This is a genomic window from Pseudomonas sp. B35(2017) (assembly GCF_002113645.1).
GTDB classification, from domain to species: domain Bacteria; phylum Pseudomonadota; class Gammaproteobacteria; order Pseudomonadales; family Pseudomonadaceae; genus Aquipseudomonas; species Aquipseudomonas ekonensis.
Genome location: NZ_NEIZ01000021.1, coordinates 46,100 through 64,216, shown reverse-complemented (window position 1 = coordinate 64,216; position 18,117 = coordinate 46,100). Strand labels below are relative to the sequence as shown.

16 protein-coding genes are annotated in these 18,117 nt (G+C 66.0%); 7 read left to right on the top strand and 9 right to left on the bottom strand.

The window, feature by feature from the left end:
* Window positions 1-8: 8 nt before the first annotated feature.
* The 3 genes from rarD to CAG41_RS25150 all read right to left on the bottom strand — a co-directional run bounded on the left by rarD (window position 9) and on the right by CAG41_RS25150 (window position 3,147).
* A complete protein-coding gene (gene rarD, locus CAG41_RS25160; protein WP_085707604.1) occupies window positions 9-890 on the bottom strand; it encodes an EamA family transporter RarD in 882 nt (293 codons plus the stop codon).
* 275 nt (window positions 891-1,165) lie between these two features.
* Window positions 1,166-2,179, bottom strand: coding sequence for an aldo/keto reductase (locus tag CAG41_RS25155; RefSeq protein ID WP_085633695.1), 1,014 nt, complete (start codon window positions 2,177-2,179; stop codon window positions 1,166-1,168).
* A 68-nt stretch (window positions 2,180-2,247) separates the two neighbouring features.
* On the bottom strand, window positions 2,248-3,147 hold the full coding sequence (locus CAG41_RS25150; RefSeq protein ID WP_085583882.1) for a LysR family transcriptional regulator: 900 nt from the start codon (window positions 3,145-3,147) through the stop codon (window positions 2,248-2,250).
* Between the two features lie 100 nt (window positions 3,148-3,247).
* Between CAG41_RS25150 and CAG41_RS25145 the strand changes: the two genes are divergently transcribed.
* Both CAG41_RS25145 and CAG41_RS25140 read left to right on the top strand, forming a co-directional pair.
* Complete coding sequence (locus tag CAG41_RS25145; protein WP_085707603.1) at window positions 3,248-3,958, top strand: SDR family oxidoreductase; 711 nt, start codon at window positions 3,248-3,250, stop codon at window positions 3,956-3,958.
* Window positions 3,955-4,320: a hypothetical protein gene (locus CAG41_RS25140; RefSeq protein ID WP_085707602.1), complete on the top strand. Its 366-nt coding sequence runs from the start codon at window positions 3,955-3,957 to the stop codon at window positions 4,318-4,320. The genes CAG41_RS25145 and CAG41_RS25140 overlap by 4 nt, the downstream gene beginning before the upstream one ends.
* 72 nt (window positions 4,321-4,392) lie before the next feature.
* On the opposite strand, the gene CAG41_RS25135 is transcribed toward CAG41_RS25140, so the two are convergent.
* Window positions 4,393-5,703 carry an MFS transporter gene (locus tag CAG41_RS25135; protein WP_085707601.1) on the bottom strand — a complete coding sequence of 437 codons (1,311 nt, stop codon included), beginning with the start codon at window positions 5,701-5,703 and terminating at the stop codon, window positions 4,393-4,395.
* 170 nt (window positions 5,704-5,873) lie between these two features.
* Here CAG41_RS25135 and CAG41_RS25130 point away from each other — a divergent pair, with 170 nt between their 5' ends.
* The 4 genes from CAG41_RS25130 to CAG41_RS25115 all read left to right on the top strand — a co-directional run bounded on the left by CAG41_RS25130 (window position 5,874) and on the right by CAG41_RS25115 (window position 11,657).
* On the top strand, window positions 5,874-6,983 hold the full coding sequence (locus CAG41_RS25130; protein WP_085583874.1) for a sugar diacid recognition domain-containing protein: 1,110 nt from the start codon (window positions 5,874-5,876) through the stop codon (window positions 6,981-6,983).
* A 389-nt stretch (window positions 6,984-7,372) separates the two neighbouring features.
* A complete protein-coding gene (locus tag CAG41_RS25125) occupies window positions 7,373-8,515 on the top strand; it encodes a glycerate kinase (RefSeq protein WP_085707600.1) in 1,143 nt (380 codons plus the stop codon).
* Between the two features lie 287 nt (window positions 8,516-8,802).
* Window positions 8,803-10,428 (top strand): methyl-accepting chemotaxis protein, encoded by a 1,626-nt coding sequence (locus CAG41_RS25120; protein WP_085583869.1) that lies wholly within the window; start codon window positions 8,803-8,805, stop codon window positions 10,426-10,428.
* A 41-nt stretch (window positions 10,429-10,469) separates the two neighbouring features.
* On the top strand, window positions 10,470-11,657 hold the full coding sequence (locus tag CAG41_RS25115) for a pyridoxal phosphate-dependent aminotransferase (RefSeq protein ID WP_085583867.1): 1,188 nt from the start codon (window positions 10,470-10,472) through the stop codon (window positions 11,655-11,657).
* Between the two features lie 181 nt (window positions 11,658-11,838).
* Here CAG41_RS25115 and CAG41_RS25110 read toward each other — a convergent pair whose 3' ends face one another.
* From CAG41_RS25110 to CAG41_RS25090, 5 genes are read right to left on the bottom strand one after another with little or no spacing between them, the layout of a single operon-like run.
* Window positions 11,839-12,816 (bottom strand): NAD(P)-dependent oxidoreductase, encoded by a 978-nt coding sequence (locus CAG41_RS25110; protein WP_085695275.1) that lies wholly within the window; start codon window positions 12,814-12,816, stop codon window positions 11,839-11,841.
* A gap of 21 nt (window positions 12,817-12,837) precedes the next feature.
* Window positions 12,838-14,136 (bottom strand): MFS transporter, encoded by a 1,299-nt coding sequence (locus CAG41_RS25105; RefSeq protein ID WP_085583865.1) that lies wholly within the window; start codon window positions 14,134-14,136, stop codon window positions 12,838-12,840.
* Between the two features lie 59 nt (window positions 14,137-14,195).
* Window positions 14,196-15,218 carry a sugar kinase gene (locus tag CAG41_RS25100; RefSeq protein WP_085583863.1) on the bottom strand — a complete coding sequence of 341 codons (1,023 nt, stop codon included), beginning with the start codon at window positions 15,216-15,218 and terminating at the stop codon, window positions 14,196-14,198.
* Window positions 15,211-15,993 (bottom strand): TIM barrel protein, encoded by a 783-nt coding sequence (locus CAG41_RS25095; protein WP_085657004.1) that lies wholly within the window; start codon window positions 15,991-15,993, stop codon window positions 15,211-15,213. Before CAG41_RS25095 ends, CAG41_RS25100 begins: the two co-directional genes overlap by 8 nt.
* 56 nt (window positions 15,994-16,049) lie before the next feature.
* On the bottom strand, window positions 16,050-17,069 hold the full coding sequence (locus CAG41_RS25090; RefSeq protein WP_085657003.1) for a LacI family DNA-binding transcriptional regulator: 1,020 nt from the start codon (window positions 17,067-17,069) through the stop codon (window positions 16,050-16,052).
* Between the two features lie 227 nt (window positions 17,070-17,296).
* Between CAG41_RS25090 and CAG41_RS25085 the strand changes: the two genes are divergently transcribed.
* The gene (locus CAG41_RS25085; RefSeq protein ID WP_085583857.1) at window positions 17,297-18,088 is read left to right on the top strand and encodes a hypothetical protein; all 792 of its coding nucleotides are present in this window, start codon (window positions 17,297-17,299) and stop codon (window positions 18,086-18,088) included.
* Window positions 18,089-18,117: the final 29 nt, after the last annotated feature.

Genomic DNA, 18,117 nt, shown 5'->3' with positions numbered 1-18,117 from the left:
TGCGGGGACTACGGGCGGCGTTGGCGCATCAGGTGCTTGAAACCTTCGAACACCAGCACCATCACCGCCATCCAGATCGGGATGTAGGTCAGCCATTCGCCGGACTTGATGCTTTCGCCCAGCAGCAGCGCCACGCCCAGCAGCAGCACCGGTTCCACGTAGCTGAGCAGGCCGAACAGGCTGAACGGCAGCAGACGGCTGGCGATGATGTAGACCACCAGCGCCGAGGCGCTGATCAGGCCGAGCAGGGGGATCAGCCAGGCCAGGGTCGGGTATTGGTCGAACACGCCGAAGCCTTGCTCGCCGCCCCGCACGAACCAGTAGGCCACGGGCAGCATCAGGGTCATGTCGACCCACAAGCCGCCGAGGTTGTCCGTCTTCAGGCGTTTGCGCAGCACGAAGTACAGCGGATAGCCGACCACCACCACCAGCGTCGCCCAGGAGAAGCCGCCCACCTGGTACAGCTCGTTGAGCACGCCCAGGCTGGCGAAGAACACGGCGACCTTCTGCAGGTACGACAGGCTCTCGCCGTAGGCGATCCGGCCGGTCAGCACCAAGGCCAGCGGCAGCAGGAAGTAGCCCAGCGACACATCGAGGCTGTAGCCGTTGAGCGGCGCCCACATGAATAGCCACAGCTGCACGCCGAGCAGGGCGGACGACAGCACCAGGCCGCCGATCAGCTTCGGCTGCCCAGCCAACCGGCGCAGCAGTTCCGCCACCCGGCGCCATTCGCCGGACAGCAGCATGAACACGGTCATGCAGGGCACGGTCAGCAGCATCCGCCAACCGTAGATTTCCACGCCGCTCAGGGGGCTGAGCAACGAGGTGTAGAAATACATGACGGCAAACAGCGTCGAAGCCGTCACCGAGAGAGCGATACCTTTAGCCAAACTGTCCTCGCGGGTTGCAGGTCAAACGGGGCGCGCAGGATACGTGGTTTTTGTGCTGAATATTGGCCGAGTGCTCAATATTTCCCACATCGTGAAGATAAGCACAAATACCGGCGGAGTGATGGGCGTGATCCTGCCCCGGGGCGGCCTCAGTGACGCCATCGCCAGCAGGCTGGCTCCCACCTTGTTTTCAGGTGACCGCAGAACCTGCATTCACCTGAATCCCTGTAGGAGCCAGCCCGCTGGCGATGGCTTCAGTCGAGGCAAAACAGCCCTCAAGCCGAACGCAGCCGGCGCCCCGACACGAAATGGCTCACATCGTTGAACCCCGGCGTCGAGGCATGCCCCGGCGTGACCAGCGAATCGATGAACGCCTCGTCCTCGGCGGTGATCTTCACCGCCTGGGCCTTGGTGTAGGCGTCCCATTGCGCTTCGGTGCGCGGCCCGACGATGGCGGAGGTCACGGCGCCGTTGTTCAACACCCAGGCGATGGCGAACTCGACGATCCCCACCCCGCGGTCCTGGGTGTACTGCTGGATCTGCTGGGCGATGCGCAGCGACTCCACCCGCCATTCGGTCTCCAGGATGCGTTTGTCCTGGCGGCCGGCGCGGCTGTCGGCGTCGGGTTTGACGTCCGGCGCGTATTTGCCGCTGAGCACGCCACGGGCCAGCGGGCTGTAGGGCACCACGCCCAGCCCATAGGCCTGGGCGGCGGTGATCTGCTCAGTCTCGGCCTGGCGGTTGACGATGTTGTACAGCGGCTGGCTGATCACCGGACGGTCGACGCCGAGCTTGTCGGCGATGCGCACCACCTCGGCGATCCGCCAGCCCCGGTAGTTCGACAGGCCCCAGTAGCGGATCTTGCCCTGGCGGATCAGGTCGCCGATGGCCGAAACCGTTACCTCCAGCGGCGTGCTGTGGTCCTCGCGGTGCAGGTAATAGATGTCGAGGTAGTCGGTGCCGAGCCGGGTCAGGCTGGCCTCCAGGCCGTTGAACAGGTGCTTGCGGCTCAAGCCGCTGCGGTTCGGCACGCCTTCGGTCGGGCCGAAGCCGACCTTGGTCGCCAGCACCCATTCGTGGCGACGGCGGGCGATGGCCTCGCCGACGATCTCTTCCGAGCGGCCGTTGGTGTAGACGTCGGCGGTGTCGATGAAATTGATGCCCTGGTCCCAGGCCTTGTCGATGATGCGCAGCGAATCTTGCGCGCTGGTCTGTTCGCCGAACATCATCGTGCCCAGGGTGAGGGTGGACACCTGCAGACCCGAGTGCCCCAAAGTGCGATAGCTCATGCCGAATTCCTTTTGCCGGAGGGAAAGCCTCCATCAAATACCAGAAGCGCCTGGCGCGGCAAAGTGAATTATCGGCTCAACGTTTTGCAGCGCTCGCGCAGGAACGCCTGCAACACCTTGACCCGCTCCGACACCTGCACCCGGTGCGGGCACAGCAGATTGAACGGCACGCTTTCGCCGTGCCAGTCGTCGAACAGCGTCACCAGCCGGCCGGCGCGCACGTCCTCGGCCACGTCGAGCCAGGCCTTGTAGGCGATCCCGTGCCCGGCCAAGGCCCAGCGCCGGGCGACTTCGCCGTCGTCGCTCAGATAGTCGCCGTGGACTTCGACCTCCAGGGTCTCGTCGCCGCGGCCGAAACGCCAGGTGTTGTACGGCCGGCCGTTGCGCAGGTAAAGCAGGGCGCTGTGTCCGCTCAGTTCGCCGGGGTGCTGCGGCGAACCGTGGCGCGCCACATACGCGGGGCTGGCGCAGGCCACGCGACGGTGCTCGGGCAGGATCGGCAGCGCCACCAGCGTTGAATCGCTCGGCACGCCGAAGCGCAGCGCCACATCCACCGTTTCGCGAAACAGGTCCGCGTGACGGTCGTTGAGCAGCAGCTGCAGCTGGATGTGCGGATGCTCGCGCTTGAAATCGTCCAGCCACGGCAGCAGCACGTTGCGCCCGAAGTCCGACGGTGCCGCCAGCTGCAGGACGCCGCTCAAGCCTTCGGTCTGCTGCTTGAGCGCCAGTTCGCCCTCGGCCAGCGTGGCCAGGGCCAGGCGCACGCTTTCCAGGTAGCGCCGGCCCTCTTCGGTCAGGCGCATGCTGCGGGTGGAGCGGGCGAACAGGCGGATGCCCAGGCGTGTCTCCAGACGCTTCAGCGCGATGCTGGCGGCCGCCGGGGTGAGCTCCAGCGTCCGGGCGGCGGCGGAAATGCTGCCCGAATCGGCGGTGCGGACGAAGATCTCCAGATCGAGTATCGAGCTCATTGGTAAAAATCCTTTAAAGATCCTTCCGATTTACCGGGATTTTTCTTCGATTGGCAACCCGTGAATATGGAATCTCCTTAAGCCCAGCGGAGCCACTGTCATGAAACCACTCGAATCTTCCTTGCGCGATCAGACCGTCGTCGTCATCGGCGGCAGCAGCGGCATCGGTGCCGCCGTCGCATCCGGCGCCGCCGCGCGGGGCGCCCGCGTCTACGCAGTCGGCCGGCGGATCGATGCCGGCGCCGGCGACGTCCGTCAGGCGTCCGCCGACATCACCGATGATGCGTCGCTGCGCCAATTGTTCGAACGCATCGGCGCCTTCGATCACTTGGTGATCACTGCGGGCCCGAACGTCAGCGCCAAGCCCCTGGCCGACAGTGACCTGCTGCTCGCGCAACAGGCGTTCGACGTGAAGTTCTGGGGCGCGGTGCGTTCGATCCAGCAAGCGCTGCCGTACCTGAGCGAGCGGGGCAGCATCACCCTGACGTCCGGCCTGCTGTCGCGCAAGTTCGTGGCCGGGCAGTTCATCAAGACCACCCTGAACGCCGCGCTTGAGGCGCTGGCCAAACAGTTGGCCAAGGAGCTGGCGCCGCGTCGGGTCAATGTGGTCAGCCCCGGCGTGACCGACACCGAAGCCTACGCCGGCATGGATGAAAGCCAGCGTGCGGCGATGTTCGCCCGCACCTCGGCGGCGTTGCCGGTGGGCCGGATCGGCACGCCGCAGGAGTTGGCAGACGCCTTCACGCTGGTGATGGAAAACGGCTTCATCAGCGGCAGCATCATCGACGTCGACGGAGGCGGACTGTTATGACCTGGCATTTCGACCACCTGGCGTTCAGCACGCCGGACGGGCCAGCGGTGCAGGACGCCTTCGATGGATTGCTGGGGCTCAAGCCCGGCCGGCGGCCGCCGTTTCCGTTTCCCGGCCGATGGCTGTACCAGGATGCCCAGGCGTTGGTGCATGTGATCGAGCAGCGTGCGCTAGAGGATACGGTGCTGAGCCACATTGCCTTTCGCACCGATGACGACGCGGCGCTCGTGCTCAAGCGGGTGCAGGCCAGCGGTTTGCCGTATCAGGTGGCGCAGGTGCCGGAGGACGGGATCTGGCAGATCTTCGTGCAGATGCCCGGCGGGCTGGTGATCGAGTTGGATGCGAAAGCGCGCGTTGCTTGAGTGCGCTCGATGCAGGCAGGGGGTCACCCACGAAAAACGGCCCGAAAGGGCCGTTTGTGCATCGCTCGCGAATTACGCCCGCAACGTGCGCGTCATGCGCAGCGCCAACAGGCTGCCGGCGACGATGACGGCCGCCAGCAGGTACAGCGCCGCATCGGTCGACCCGGTGCTGTCCTTGACCCAGCCCACCAGGTACGGGCTCAGGAAACCGGCCATCTGGCCCATGGAGTTGATCAACGCCAGGCCGCCCGCCGCCGCGCCTGCGCTGAGCATCGCCGTCGGCACCGGCCAGAACATCGGCAGGCCGGTGAGGGCGCCCATGGTGGCGAGGGTCAGGCCGAGGATGGCGAGGGTCGGGTTGGCGGCGAAGTTCACCGCGATCAGCAGGCCGGCGGCGCCCATCAGCATCGGCACCACCAGGTGCCAGCGGCGTTCCTTGCGCAGGTCCGCCGAGCGGCCGACCACCAGCATGAACAGTGCCGCCAGCAGGTACGGGATCGCGCTCAGCCAGCCGATCACCAGGTTGTCGCTGAAGCCCAGGTTCTTGATGATCGACGGCAGCCAGAAGTTGATCGCGTACACGCCGCTCTGGATGCAGAAGTAGATCAGGCCGAACGCCCAGATCGCCGGGTTCTTGAACACTTCGGTCAACGAATCGGAGGCGGTCTTGGGCTTGTTCGCCAGGTCTTCGGCCTGGTCGGCCTCCAGCACCTTGCGCTCCTGGGGGCTCAGCCACTTGGCGTTGGCGAAGCTGTCGCTGAGCTGGAAGTACGCGAGCACCCCCAGCACCACGGTCGGAATGCCTTGCAGCAGGAACATCCACTGCCAGCCGGCGAGGCCGCCCTGGCCTGCGGCGAAGTGGTTGAGGATCCAGCCGGAGAACGGGCTGCCGAGCAGGCCCGAGACCGGGATCGCCGACATGAACAGCGCCATGATCCGCCCGCGGCGGAACGTCGGGAACCACTGCGAGAGGTACAGCACCACACCGGGGAAGAACCCGGCTTCGGCGGCGCCGGTGAACAGGCGCAAGGTGTAGAACTGGGTCGGGGTAGTGACGAACAGCAGGCAAGTCGACAGCGTGCCCCAGGTGATCATCATCAGGGCGATCCAGCGCCGCGGACCGAACCTGGTCAGCGCCAGGTTGCTCGGCACGCCGCACAGCACGTAGCCGATGAAGAAGATCCCGGCGCCGAGGCCGTAGACGGTTTCGCTGAACTTCAGCGCGTCGAGCATCTGCAGCTTGGCGAAGCCCACGTTCACCCGGTCGAGGTAGTTGAACAGGTAGCAGATGAAGATGAAGGGGATCAAACGCAGGGTGATGCGTTTGTAGACGGCATTCTTGTCGTCAGCGATGGCCTGGACAGCTGCGGCGCTCTGTGACATGGCGACTCTCTCTTTATTATGATTTTTTGCGATGCAAGGGTAACGTTGATCGCCCTGAGAGTCTCGGCCACCTTTGGCCGGATTGTCTTTGTGCCTGAGCACAGGGTTTGTCGCCGGACCCTGTGCGGGTGAACAACCGTCCGCGCCCGTTTTCAAGGATTTTGCCCACTATGTTCGAACTCGATCACGACCTCGCGCAGGACATCGTCGACCGGGCCATGGCCATTCTGCCCTACAACGTCAATGTCATGGACAGCCAGGGGCTGATCCTGGGCAGCGGCGAGCCGGAGCGCATCAACACCCGCCACGAAGGCGCGCAACTGGTGCTGGCCAACGGCCGGGTGGTGGAGATCGACGCCCAGACCGCCGTGCACCTCAAAGGCGTGCAGCCGGGGATCAACCTGCCGCTGATGCTCGATGGTCGGCTGATCGGCGTGCTCGGCATCACCGGCGAGCCGGAGCCACTGCGCACGTACGCCGAACTGGTGCGCATGACAGCCGAAATGCTGGTGGGCCAGCGCAACCAGCAGGCTGAGCAGCAGTGGCGGCGCCAGCGCTGCGATGACCTGCTGGCGCTGCTGCTGAGCGAGGCGGGGGATTCGCCGAGGCTGGTGGACGAGGCGCAGCAGCTGGGGCTCAAGCCGCAGTTGACGCGGGTGCCGTACCTGTTCGAGCTGGGCCTGGAGCAGGGCGCGGGGCAAACGGTCGAGGCCCTCGGTGCCTGGCTGATGTCGCGCTACCCGGACAGCTGGTGCGTGAGCTCGGCCAAATCGTCGCTGCTGTGGTGCCGTCCGGCGGGGCAGGCTCTGGAGCATGACCGCCTGCTGGAAAAGCTCGACGGGCAGGGCTGGAACATCCTGCGCATCGCCGTGGGCGGGCAGGCCGACGGTTTGGCTGGGCTGCGCCGCTGCTACCGGCGGGTCGGCGATTTGCTGGCGTATGGCCGTGAGGTGCTGCCGAATTCGCGGCTGCTCAAGCTCGACCGCTATCGCCTGCCGGTGATGCTCTGGCGGCACCGCAACGACGACGCCCTCGATGAACTGCTCAAGCCGCTGCGCAAGGTGATCGCCAAGGACAGCAACGGCCAGTTGCTGGCGACGCTGCGCAGCTGGTGCGAGCACGACGGCCAGAGCCAGGCCTGCGCCGACGCGCTGGGCATCCACCGCAACAGCCTGCGTTACCGCATGGAGCGGATCGCCGAACTGAGCGGGGTGGACCCGCTGCGGCTGGACGGAATGCTCGCGCTGTACCTGGGGGTGCAGCTCTTGCCGCAGACCTGAGGGCTTTGAGGACACACCGCCAAACCCTGTAGGCGCTTGCCTGCAAGCGAAGAGGCCGGCACTGCCGACATCTCTGCTGCCTGACCCGCCGCCATCGCCAGCAGGCTGGCTCCCACATGGATTGCGGGGTACCCACCACATCGGAGGTCACCGCAGACCTGTGGGAGCTGGCTTGCCAGCGATGGGGCCGGCACTGCCAGCATCTCTGCTGCCTGACTACCGCCATCGCTGGCAAGTCGAGTCGTCGCACCGCAGCTCCCACAATGTCATTCGCAGAGCCCCGGTTTTGTTGAATTGAACAATAAACGCCCCCGCCGCTTGTGCAGCGGACAGGCGTCAAGGGCACTGGGGGCTGGCAGCATGGACGCCATTGCAACTGGAGAATTCGCATGAAGATCGTCATCGCACCCGATTCTTTCAAGGACAGCCTGAGCGCCCAAGGCGTGGCCGAGGCCATCGCGGCGGGCCTGACGCAGGTCTGGCCTGAGGCGACGCTGGTCAAGTGCCCCATGGCCGACGGCGGCGAGGGGACGGTGGAGTCGATCCTGGCCGCCTGCGAAGGCGAGCTGCGCCGCACCCAGGTGCGCGGCCCGTTGGGGGTGCCGGTCGACGCCGCCTGGGGTTGGCTTTCGCACAGCCGCACCGCGATCATCGAAATGGCCGAGGCCAGCGGCCTGCAATTGGTGCCGCCGGGGCAGCGCGACGCCTGCGTCAGCAGCACGTTCGGCACCGGTGAGCTGATCCGCGCGGCGTTGGACGCCGGGGCGCAGCGGGTGATCCTGGCCATCGGCGGCAGCGCCACTAACGATGGCGGCGCCGGGGCGATGCAGGCGTTGGGCGTGAACCTGCGAAATGCCCAAGGGCAAGCGCTGGCGCCGGGCGGCCTCGCCCTGGCGCAGTTGGCGCAACTGGAGCTCGACGGGCTGGACCCGCGCCTGGCGCAGGTGCGTTTCGACATCGCCGCCGATGTCAACAACCCGCTGTGCGGCCCCCACGGCGCCTCGGCGATCTTCGGCCCGCAGAAGGGCGCCTCGCCGGCACAGGTGCAACAGCTGGATCAGGCCCTCGGGCATTTTGCCGACCTCTGTGCCCAGGCGCTGGGCAAGGATGTGCGCGACGAGCCCGGCAGCGGCGCGGCGGGCGGCCTGGGGTTTGCGGCCAAGGCGTTTCTCGGTGCGCGCTTCCAGGCGGGCGTCGAGGTCGTGGCGGAACTGGTGGGCCTGGCGGACGCCGTGCAGGGCGCGGATCTGGTCATCACCGGGGAAGGGCGCTTCGATGCCCAGACCCTGCGCGGCAAGACGCCGTTCGGCGTGGCGCGCATCGCCAGCCAGCGCGGCGTGCCGGTGATCGTCATCGCCGGCACCTTGGGCGAGGGCTATCAGGCCCTCTACGACCACGGCATCGACGCCGCCTTCGCCGTGACCGGCGGGCCGATGCCGCTGGAGCAAGCCTGCGCCGAAGCGCCGCGCCTGCTGCGCGAGCGGGCCTGCGACATCGCCAGGGTGTGGCGACTGGCCAAGCGCAACGCCTGACCAGAGCACCCCAGGGGTGAGGGAGCTGCTCCCGCTGAGTTGCCCGGCGCCCCTCTAATCGAGGTGAGTGCTGCGCGGTCGGATAACTCCCTCACGGCAGGCGGTGTTTCATCGCTGCAACACCTTGAAAAATATTTCATCCCCGCCCGAAAAAAACCTCAAGCCTGGCCGATACAACGGTCAGGCGCACAAAGACTCCTTCGAACAGTGGCGCCGCACCGGATCCGACCACGGGCCAGTGATAAGCGCAAGGACGCTCGCCGTTACCCTCATTCGAGAGTGCTCCTATGTCTTTGCGTAATCTGAATATCGCGCCCCGTGCCTTCTTAGGTTTTGCCTTCATTGCCCTGCTGGTGGTCGTGCTCGGCGTATTCGCCGTCAACCGCATGTCGATCATCCGCCAGGCCTCCATCGACATGGAAACCACGCAACTGCCCAGCGTGACCCAACTGGCCGTGGTGACGGAAAACGTCCTGCGCCTGCGCATCCTGTCGTTCCGCATCCTGGTCAACCGCGAGCCGGCCGGCCTGCAAGAGGCCCAGACCCGCATCGGCGTGCTGGTCGAGAAAGTGCGCACCGCCCAGGCCGCCTACGCGGCATTGCCGGCCGGCGCCGAAGAGCGCGCGTTGTATCAGTCGTTCGCGAACACCCTGGACAGCTACCTGCAAGCGCAGAACCAGATGCTGGATCTGTCGCGCCAGGACAAAGTCGACGAGATGCGCACCCTGATCAACACCAAGATCAAGGACGGCACCGACCTGATGGGCGAGCAGCTCAACAAACTGATCGCGATCAACGCCGCCGATGCGAAGACCGCCTCGACCCAGGCCGGCGAGCATTACGACAGCGCCATCACCGGGATCGTCGTCGTCGCGCTGATCGCGGCCGTGGCCACCGTACTGTTGGCCTTGCTGCTGACCCGCAGCATCGTCACCCCGCTGAACCGGGCGGTGACGGCGGCGCAGACCATCGCCGGCGGCAACCTGACCAAAGCCATCGAGGTCGACGGCAAGGATGAACCGGCGCGCCTGCTCGAAGCGCTGGCGCAGATGCAGGCCAACCTGCGCAAGACCATCGAACAGATCGCCGGCTCCGCCACGCAGTTGGGCGCCGCCGCCGAAGAGCTCAGCGCGGTGACCGAAGAGGCCTCCCGCGGCCTGCAGCAGCAGAACGATGAAATCGAACAGGCCGCCACCGCCGTCAACGAAATGACCGCAGCGGTGGAAGAAGTGGCGCGCAACGCGGTGTCCACCTCCGAAGCCTCGAACCAGTCCACCCACGCCGCCCGTGAAGGCCGCGACCAAGTGGTGAAAACCGTCGACGCGATCCAGACCATGACCCACGACGTGCAGAACACCGCGCAGATGATCGAAGGCCTGGCCGCCCAGGGCCGTGACATCGGCAAGGTGCTGGACGTGATCCGCGCCATCGCCGAACAGACCAACCTGCTGGCGCTCAACGCCGCCATCGAAGCGGCCCGTGCCGGCGAGGCCGGACGCGGCTTTGCGGTGGTGGCGGACGAAGTGCGGGCCCTGGCCCACCGCACCGCGCAATCGACCCAGGAAATCGAGAAAATGGTCGCCGGCATCCAGAACGGCACCGGCGAGGCGGTCGAGTCGATGCAGCAGAGCAACCAGCGCACCCAGTCCACCCTGGAAATGGCCCGCGCCGCCGGCATCGCCCTGGAGCAGATCACCCAGTCGATCCATCAGATCAACGAACGCAACCTGGTCATCGCCAGCGCGTCGGAAGAGCAGGCGCAAGTCTCGCGGGAAGTGGACCGCAACCTGGTCAACATCCGCGACCTGGCCACCCAGTCGGCCGCCGGGGCCAACCAGACCAGCGCCGCGACCCACGAACTGTCGCGTCTGGCGGTGGATTTGAACGCCATGGTGGCGCGTTTCGTGATTTGAGATACGGTGAAGGCTGGAGACCGCGCAACCAGGAGACGTACATGCGCTATTCAGCCTTGACCCAACGGATCGCCGGGGAGGGAGCAGCGGCCTGGCGGATTCACGACCGAGCGCTGGAGTTGCGCGCCGAAGGCGTCGATGTCCTGCTGCTGACCGTGGGCGATCCGGATTTCGACACGCCGCTGCCGATCATCCACGGCGCCATCGACAGCCTGCTGGCCGGCGATACGCACTACTCGGAGGTGCGCGGCCAGCATGCCCTGCGCAGCCTGATCGCCCGGCGCCACCAGCGGCGCAGCGGTCAGGCGGTGGACGCCGACCATGTGATCGTCATGCCCGGCGCGCAATGCGCCGTGTATTCGGTGGCGCAGTGCCTGCTGGATCCGGGCGACGAGGTGATCGTCGCCGAACCGATGTACGTCACCTACGAAGGCGTGTTCGGCGCTTGCGGGGCGACGGTGGTGCCGGTGCCGGTGCGGCCTGAGAACGGCTTTCGTGTCGACCCGGCGGACGTCGCGGCGCGGATCACCGCCAAGACCCGCGCCATGTTGCTCAACAGTCCCAACAATCCTTCGGGCGCCAGCCTGCCGCTGCTGATCTGGCAAGAGTTGGCGGCGCTGTGCATCCGTCATGACCTGTGGCTGATCAGCGACGAGGTGTACAGCGATCTTTTGTACGAGGGCGAGCATGTCAGCCCGGCGAGCCTGCCGGGCATGGCCGAACGCACGGCGACGGTCAACAGCCTGTCCAAGTCCCACGCCATGACCGGCTGGCGCATCGGCTGGATGATCGGGCCCAAGACCTTGGCCGAGCATTTGGTGAACCTGTCCTTGAGCATGCTGTTCGGCCTGCCGGACTTCGTGCAGAAAGCGGCGCAGGTGGCGCTGGAGAAAGACCTGCCGGAGGTGACCCGGATGCGCGAGGAATACCGCCTGCGGCGGGACCTGGTGTGCGACCGTCTGCGCGGTTGCCCGGGCCTGCACCCGGTGCGCCCGGACGGCGGGATGTTCGTGATGGTCGATGTGCGCCAGACCGGGCTCGGCGCCCAGGCGTTCGCCGAGCGGCTGCTGGAGGGTTACGGGGTGTCGGTGCTCGCCGGAGAGGCCTTCGGGCCCAGTGCGGCGGGGCACATCCGCATCGGGCTGGTGGTGGACCGGGTGAAACTGGCCGATGCCTGCGCGCGGATTGCGCTGTGCGCGGCGCAGCTGTTGCAGGCGCGTACGGCCTGACAGTCATGTGCTGTCTGTGTCGGCCCTATCGCTGGCAAGCCAGCTCCCACAGGTTTTTGGTGTGGCCTCAGATGCTGCTTACAGCCGCGATGCCTGTGGGAGCCAGCCTGCTGGCGATGGCGGCAGTGAAGACGCCGCAGGGCGGGATCCCTCACCCTTCGGGTGACAGGCACAGCAGCCCTCAAGCCTGCCAGGCCGAGGGATTCACCAGGTTTGCAGGCTTCTCTCCCCTCAGCGCCGCCAGTAGGTTGTCCACTGCGCACCGGGCCATGGCCTCGCGGGTTTCGTGGGTGGCCGAGCCCATGTGCGGCGTCGCCACCACGTTGCTCAACTGCAGCAGCGGCGAATCGTGGCTCAGCGGCTCACGTTCGAACACGTCCAGCCCCGCGGCGCGGATGCGCTTGTGGCGCAGGGCTTCGATCAGCGCCGCTTCGTCCACCACCTTGCCCCGGGCGATGTTGATGAAGATGCTCTCGGGGCGCATCAGCGCGAACTGCTCGGCGCCGATCAGGCCTTCGGTCTGCGCGGTGAGCGGCAGGGTCAGGCAGATGAAGTCGGCTTCCCGCAACAGCGCCTCAAGGCTGCGGTATTGCGCGTCGAAGCGCTGCTCCACCGCCGGCTTGCGCGACTGGCTGTGGTAGAGCACCGGCATGCCGAAGCCGAAATGCCCGCGCTGGGCCAACGCCTCGCCGATCCGGCCCATGCCGATGATGCCCAGGGTCTTGCCGTGCACATCGGTGCCGAAATGCGCAGGGCCGAGGCTGCGGTGCCAATGGCCGCCGCGCACCATGTTCGCCAGTTCCACCACGCGCCGGGCCGTGGCCAGGATCAGGGCGAAACCGGTGTCGGCGGTGGTTTCGGTGAGCACGTCCGGGGTGTTGCTCAACAGGATCCGGCGGCGGGTCAGGTAGTCGATGTCGTAGTTGTCGACGCCCACCGACACGCTCGATACCGCCTCCAGGCGCGGCGCCAGGTCGAGCAGCGCCGCGTCCAGCCTCAGGCTGGCGCCGAGCAGGCCATGGGCGCCGGGCAGGGCGTCGCGCAGCTTCATCAGGCCATCGGCGTCGAGGGCGTCGATCAGCGTCACGTCCACGTGCTCATGCAGCCGGGCCATCAGCGGCGGCGACAGTTTCTTGTACAGCACAACCTGCTTTTTCATCGCGTTCATCTCTCTTTCGAATCAGGAATGGGCCGGCAACGGACGTCGCGCCGCAGGCCTGGGCGTCACCCGGTCGCTGGCGCCGGGGTTGAGGAATGCCGTCAGCAGTACCGACAGCAGCAGCGCGCCGCTCATCAGCAAGTACGAAGCGCCGGGCGAGCCGGTGGAGCCGTTGAGGTAGCCGACCAGGTAGGAGCCGCCGAACGAGCCGAGGGCGCCCATGCTGTTGATCAATGCCATGGCGCCGCCGGCGACGTTGGCCGGCAGGATCTCCGGCACGATGGCGAAGAACGGCCCGTAAGGCGCGTACATGCAGGCCCCGGCGATCACCAGCAAGGTGTAGGACCACCAGAAATGCTCGGCGCCCAGGGCGTAGGAGCCGTAGAACGCCACTGAGGCGATCAGCAGCGGCGGCCAGACGAAACGCTTGCGCTTTTGCAGCTTGTCCGAGCCCCACGACACCAGCAGCATGCCGACCACCGCCGCCAGGTACGGCAGCGCCGACAGCCAGCCGGCCTCGACCATGTCCATCTGCGCGCCGGCCTTGAGGATCGACGGCAGCCACAGCACGAACCCGTAGACGCCGATGCTCCAGCAGAAGAACTGCAGCGCCAGGATGATCACCTTCGGCGAGCGGAACGCTTCGGCGTAGTTCTTCACCGCTTTGATGCCGACCTGCTCGGCGGCCAGGGCGCTTTCCAGGTCGCGCTTCTCGCCGTCGCTCAGCCAGCTGGCCTGGGCCGGACGGTCATCCGCCAGCCGCCACCAGATGAACGCCCAGAGCACCGCCGGCAGGCCTTCGATGATGAACATCCAGCGCCAGCTGAAATGCTGCACCAGATAGCCCGACACCACCGACATCCACAGCATCGTCACCGGGTTGCCGAGGATCAGGAAGGTGTTGGCCCGGGAGCGCTCGGCGCGGGTGAACCAGTGGCAGAGGTAGACCAGCATCGCCGGCATCACCGCGGCCTCGACCACGCCGAGCATGAAGCGGATCACGATCAGCCAGTAGGCGTTGGAGACCACCCCGGTGAGAGTGGCGAGGCCGCCCCAGAGGATCAGGCTGACGAAGATGAGTTTCTTCACGCTGTGCTTCTGCGCATAGATCGCGCCCGGCACCTGGAAGAAGAAATAGCCGAGGAAGAACAGCGCGCCGAGCAGGGACGACAGGCCCGGTGTGATCATCAGGTCCGCGGCCATGCCGGAGGCGGCGGCGAAGCCGTAGTTGGCGCGATCCAGGTAGGCCAGGCTGTAGGTGATGAACACGATGGGCATGATGTACCACCAGCGGCGGGCGGCGAGGGTTGCGGTTTTCATGGGTCTTGCTCCTGAGCTTGTTGTTTTTGTCGCAGCAGGTTCAATGGGTGGTTTGTCTGTCAGGGCCTCATCGCTGGCAAGCCAGCTCCCACAGGATCTGCGGTGTACACAAAATCTGTGGGAGCTGGCTTGCCAGCGATGGCGGCCTCAAATTCGGCGCACAGTTCAGCCCGGGTCGGCAGCCCCTCCATGTCGCCACGGCTCTGCACCGCACGGCTGCCGATCCAGTTGGCGCGCCTGACCGCCTCGGCGAAGCTCTGGTGCTCAAGCAAGGCACTGATCATCCCGACGGCGAACCCGTCGCCGGCGCCGACCGTATCGACCACCGTCGCCACCGGCACGCCGGCCACAAAGCCTTGATCCAGTTGCGTGCGGTAATAGGCGCCTTGGGGCCCGAGCTTGATCGCCACCGCTTCGGCGCCCCGGTCGAGGTAGAACGCGGCGATGTCCGCCGGGTCGTCGAACCCGGTGAGCAGACGGCCTTCGGCCAGGCCCGGCAGCACCCAGTGGGCGAGGGCGGCGAGACGGTTGATCTCGGTGACCATCTCCCGTTCGCTGCCCCACAGGCTCGGGCGCAGGTTGGGGTCGAACGACACGCTGCGCCCGGCCTGGCGCATGCGCGTCATCAGGTCATGGGACATGGCCCGGGCCGAGGCCGACAGCGCCGGCGGAATGCCGGTGGCGTGCAGGTGCCGGGCATTGAGCAGCTCTGCCGTGATCGCTTCGGGCGACAGATGGCTGGCCGCCGAGCCCCGGCGAAAGTACTCGACCTGCGGGTCGCTGCCGTCGTCGCTGCGGGACTTGAGCTGGAAACCGGTGGGGTGTGCCGGATCCACCGCCACATGGCTGCAGTCCAGGCCCTCCCGCGCCAGGGATTCGACGACGAAGCGGCCCAGGGAATCGGCGCCGACCCGGCTCAGCCACGCCACATTGAACCCCAGCCGGGACAGGCCGATGGCGACGTTGCTGTCGGCCCCGGCGATGCGCTTGTGGAACTGGCCCACCGACGCCAGGTCGCCGCTGTGCTCGGCGACGAACATCGCCATGGTTTCGCCGAACGAAAGAATGTCGATCTCAGACATGGGCAGGCTCCAGGCAGGATTGGCCGAGGCGGGCGAGGGCGGCGACGTGGTCGCGGGTGAGCTGCACCAGGTCGTCGCCTTGCAGCGGGTATTCGGCGGCGCGCATGACGCCTTGATCCATGTGCCGCAGCAGTTGTTCCCAGTGATGCAGGTCGTTGGCGACGGGCGGCACGGCGACGAGCTTGCCGTCGGCGCGGCGGGCCACGGCCTTGCAGTGCACGTAGCCGACCTGCCTGCCCAGTACGCGTGCGGCCTGGACGGCGGACTCGCCTTGCCACTGCCAGTTGCCGATGTCGAAGGTCATGCGCACCGGCAGTGCGTGATGCTCGACGGCGGCGAAGAAGCGCTGGAACGGCTCGATGCGGCCGCCGTGCGGGGTCTGGTCGTTCTCCACCAGCAGCCGCACGGGGCTTTGGCTCAAGCAGTGGGCCAGCGCGTTGAAATCGTGGCCGTCGGCGAAGTGGCCCAGCGAGACTTTCAACCAACGGGCGCCGAAGGCCTCGGCGTTTTGCAGGGCGGTGTCCAGTTGCGGGTTCGGTAAGGCCTGGCCGGCGAGCCACAGTTCGGTGGGCGACGAATAGATGCTTTGCAGCCGTGCCGCTGCGGTGGCCTGTGCGAGTTGTGCGGGCACCTCACCGGTGAGCAATTCCTCGCGCCATTCGATGCGGCTGGCGCCGGCGGCGGCCAGCACATCGATGAAAAAACCTTGACCACGCTGGCGCACCAAGTCGGCGCCATAGCTGGACAGGCTGATGGAAACGGCAGGTTCATTCATTGTTGTTGTCCTCTGAAACCGGTTTCATTCTTGTTCAAAAAAAGGTTGCGGTGGGTTTACGGGGCTCTGGTCGACCCGCGCTCAATCAGCACCGGCGCAAAATCCACCACCCGCGCCGCCTCGTCATCTCCCCGCAAGCGCTTGAGCAGGCATTCGAACGCTCGGGCGCCGATGTCCGCCGTCGGCTGGGCGAGGGCGGTGATGCCGCTGCCCACCAGCGGGTACCAGTCCAGGTCATCCAGCGCGATCAGCCCGGCGTCCTCGAACAGCCGGCTGCCGATCTCGCGCAGGGCACGGGTGCAGGCCAGCGCCGCCACACCGTTGGCGCAGAACAGCGCCTTGGGCCCGGCACCGGGTTGGTTCAAAAAGGTTTGCAGGTCGGCGGCGAGGGTTTCGCCGGTCTCCAGCACCGCGCCGCTCAGGCCGCTTCGCTGGGCGATCTGCTGCTGGAAGCTTGCGACCCGCTCGATCCGCGAACTGGTGCCGTCGAAGGGTTCGGTCACCAGCAGCAGATCGCGGTAGCCACGCTGCTCAAGGTGTTCCAGCGCCATTTGCACCGCGCGGGGGTTGTCCAGCCCGACCATGTCGCTGTCCAGCCCTTCGACCTTGCGGTCCACCAGCACCAGCGGCATTTCCCGTTTCAGCTCATGCAGTTCGTCCCGGTGATGGCCGAGGGTGTTCACGATCAGGCCTTCGATGTTGTACGAGCGCAGCAGCGCCAGGTGCTGGCGTTCCTGTTCGTCGTCGCGGTCGGTGTTGCACACCACCAGGCTGTAGCCGTACCGGCGGCAGGCGGTTTCCACCCCGTGCATCACGGCGATCGAGTAAGGGTTGCGGATGTCGGCCACCAGCATGCCGATCAGGCGGGTGCGCCCGCGTTTCAGGCCTCGGGCCATCTGGTTGGGGCGATAGCCCAGCTCGGCGATCGCCCGCTCGATGCGCTCGGCGGTGGCCTCGGAGAGCAAGGCACGGTCATCGCCGATGAAGCGCGAGACGCTGGCCTTGGACACGCCGGCGTGCTCGGCGACGTCGAGCATGGTCACGCGGCTGCGCTGGGCGGCGGAGAAGTCGTTCACGGGGTTGAGCCTTATTGTTGTAGGTGTTGAAACCGGTTTCAGAAAACACCATCCAGCGAAAGCCGTCAAGGGCACCGTTGGAGAGAGGGGCTGCATCGAACGACGAACGGTAGCAAGACCTGTCAGATATGACAGTAGGCAACCTCTCGGCCGGGGCGCTTAATCGACTCATCAACTTTTCCCGGAACACCTGAAGCAAGAGCGCTGCTTCAGGAGAGGATCTTGACATGCCCACACTCAAGAACCAGATAACAGCGGCCCCATTGACGATAGACGGGGTCAGCGAACTGGATCCGGACGGCCATATTCCGAGAGATGTTTTGATCGCCGGCACGATCGGCAGAATACCTCGGTGGCCCAACTTTCCGGCCGACCCCGACGACTTCACGATCCTCCGTGTCTATTGGCGGCAAGACGGTGCGACGGACGAAATATTTACCGCTACTTATACCCAGGCGGATGACCGGCCGGAGTTCACCTTTCCGATCACTCCTGAACAAATGAGTGTCGACGGAACGGCGGTCATCTATTACGAACTGGAGGGGTTCAATGGCAATCTGGATCCCTCACCCGAGCGTAAGTTGACGATCGACCATGAGTTGGCACCCACCCTCAGGGCGCCTGAGTTTCCTGACGTCAACTTCTATGGCTACATCAATTGCAGTTCTGCGCCGCCGGTCTGGGAAAGGATCCGGGTCAAGATCCTGAGCGAGCCGGTGTTCCTCAACGGAGACGAATGCGTCCTGCAATGGCAGGGGTTCGATTCTCTCAACGGATCTCCGCCGGCATTGACGCCGGTGCACGAATTCAGAAGAACCCTGAGCCCTGCTGATGTCAGCAACGGCTTCGTCATCGACATTCCGTTCGATCCCTATGTCCGGCCCATGGTGGACAACGATTCGGCCCTCGCTCAATACACCCTTTTTCGTGCAGGTGTCTCCTTCCGCAAATCCCGCAAGGGGCTGGTCAAGATCGACCGCACATTGCCGGGATCTCCGCCCTGTGGGGGTGAGCCCTGAATGATTCCGATGTTTTACCCATGGCTGCA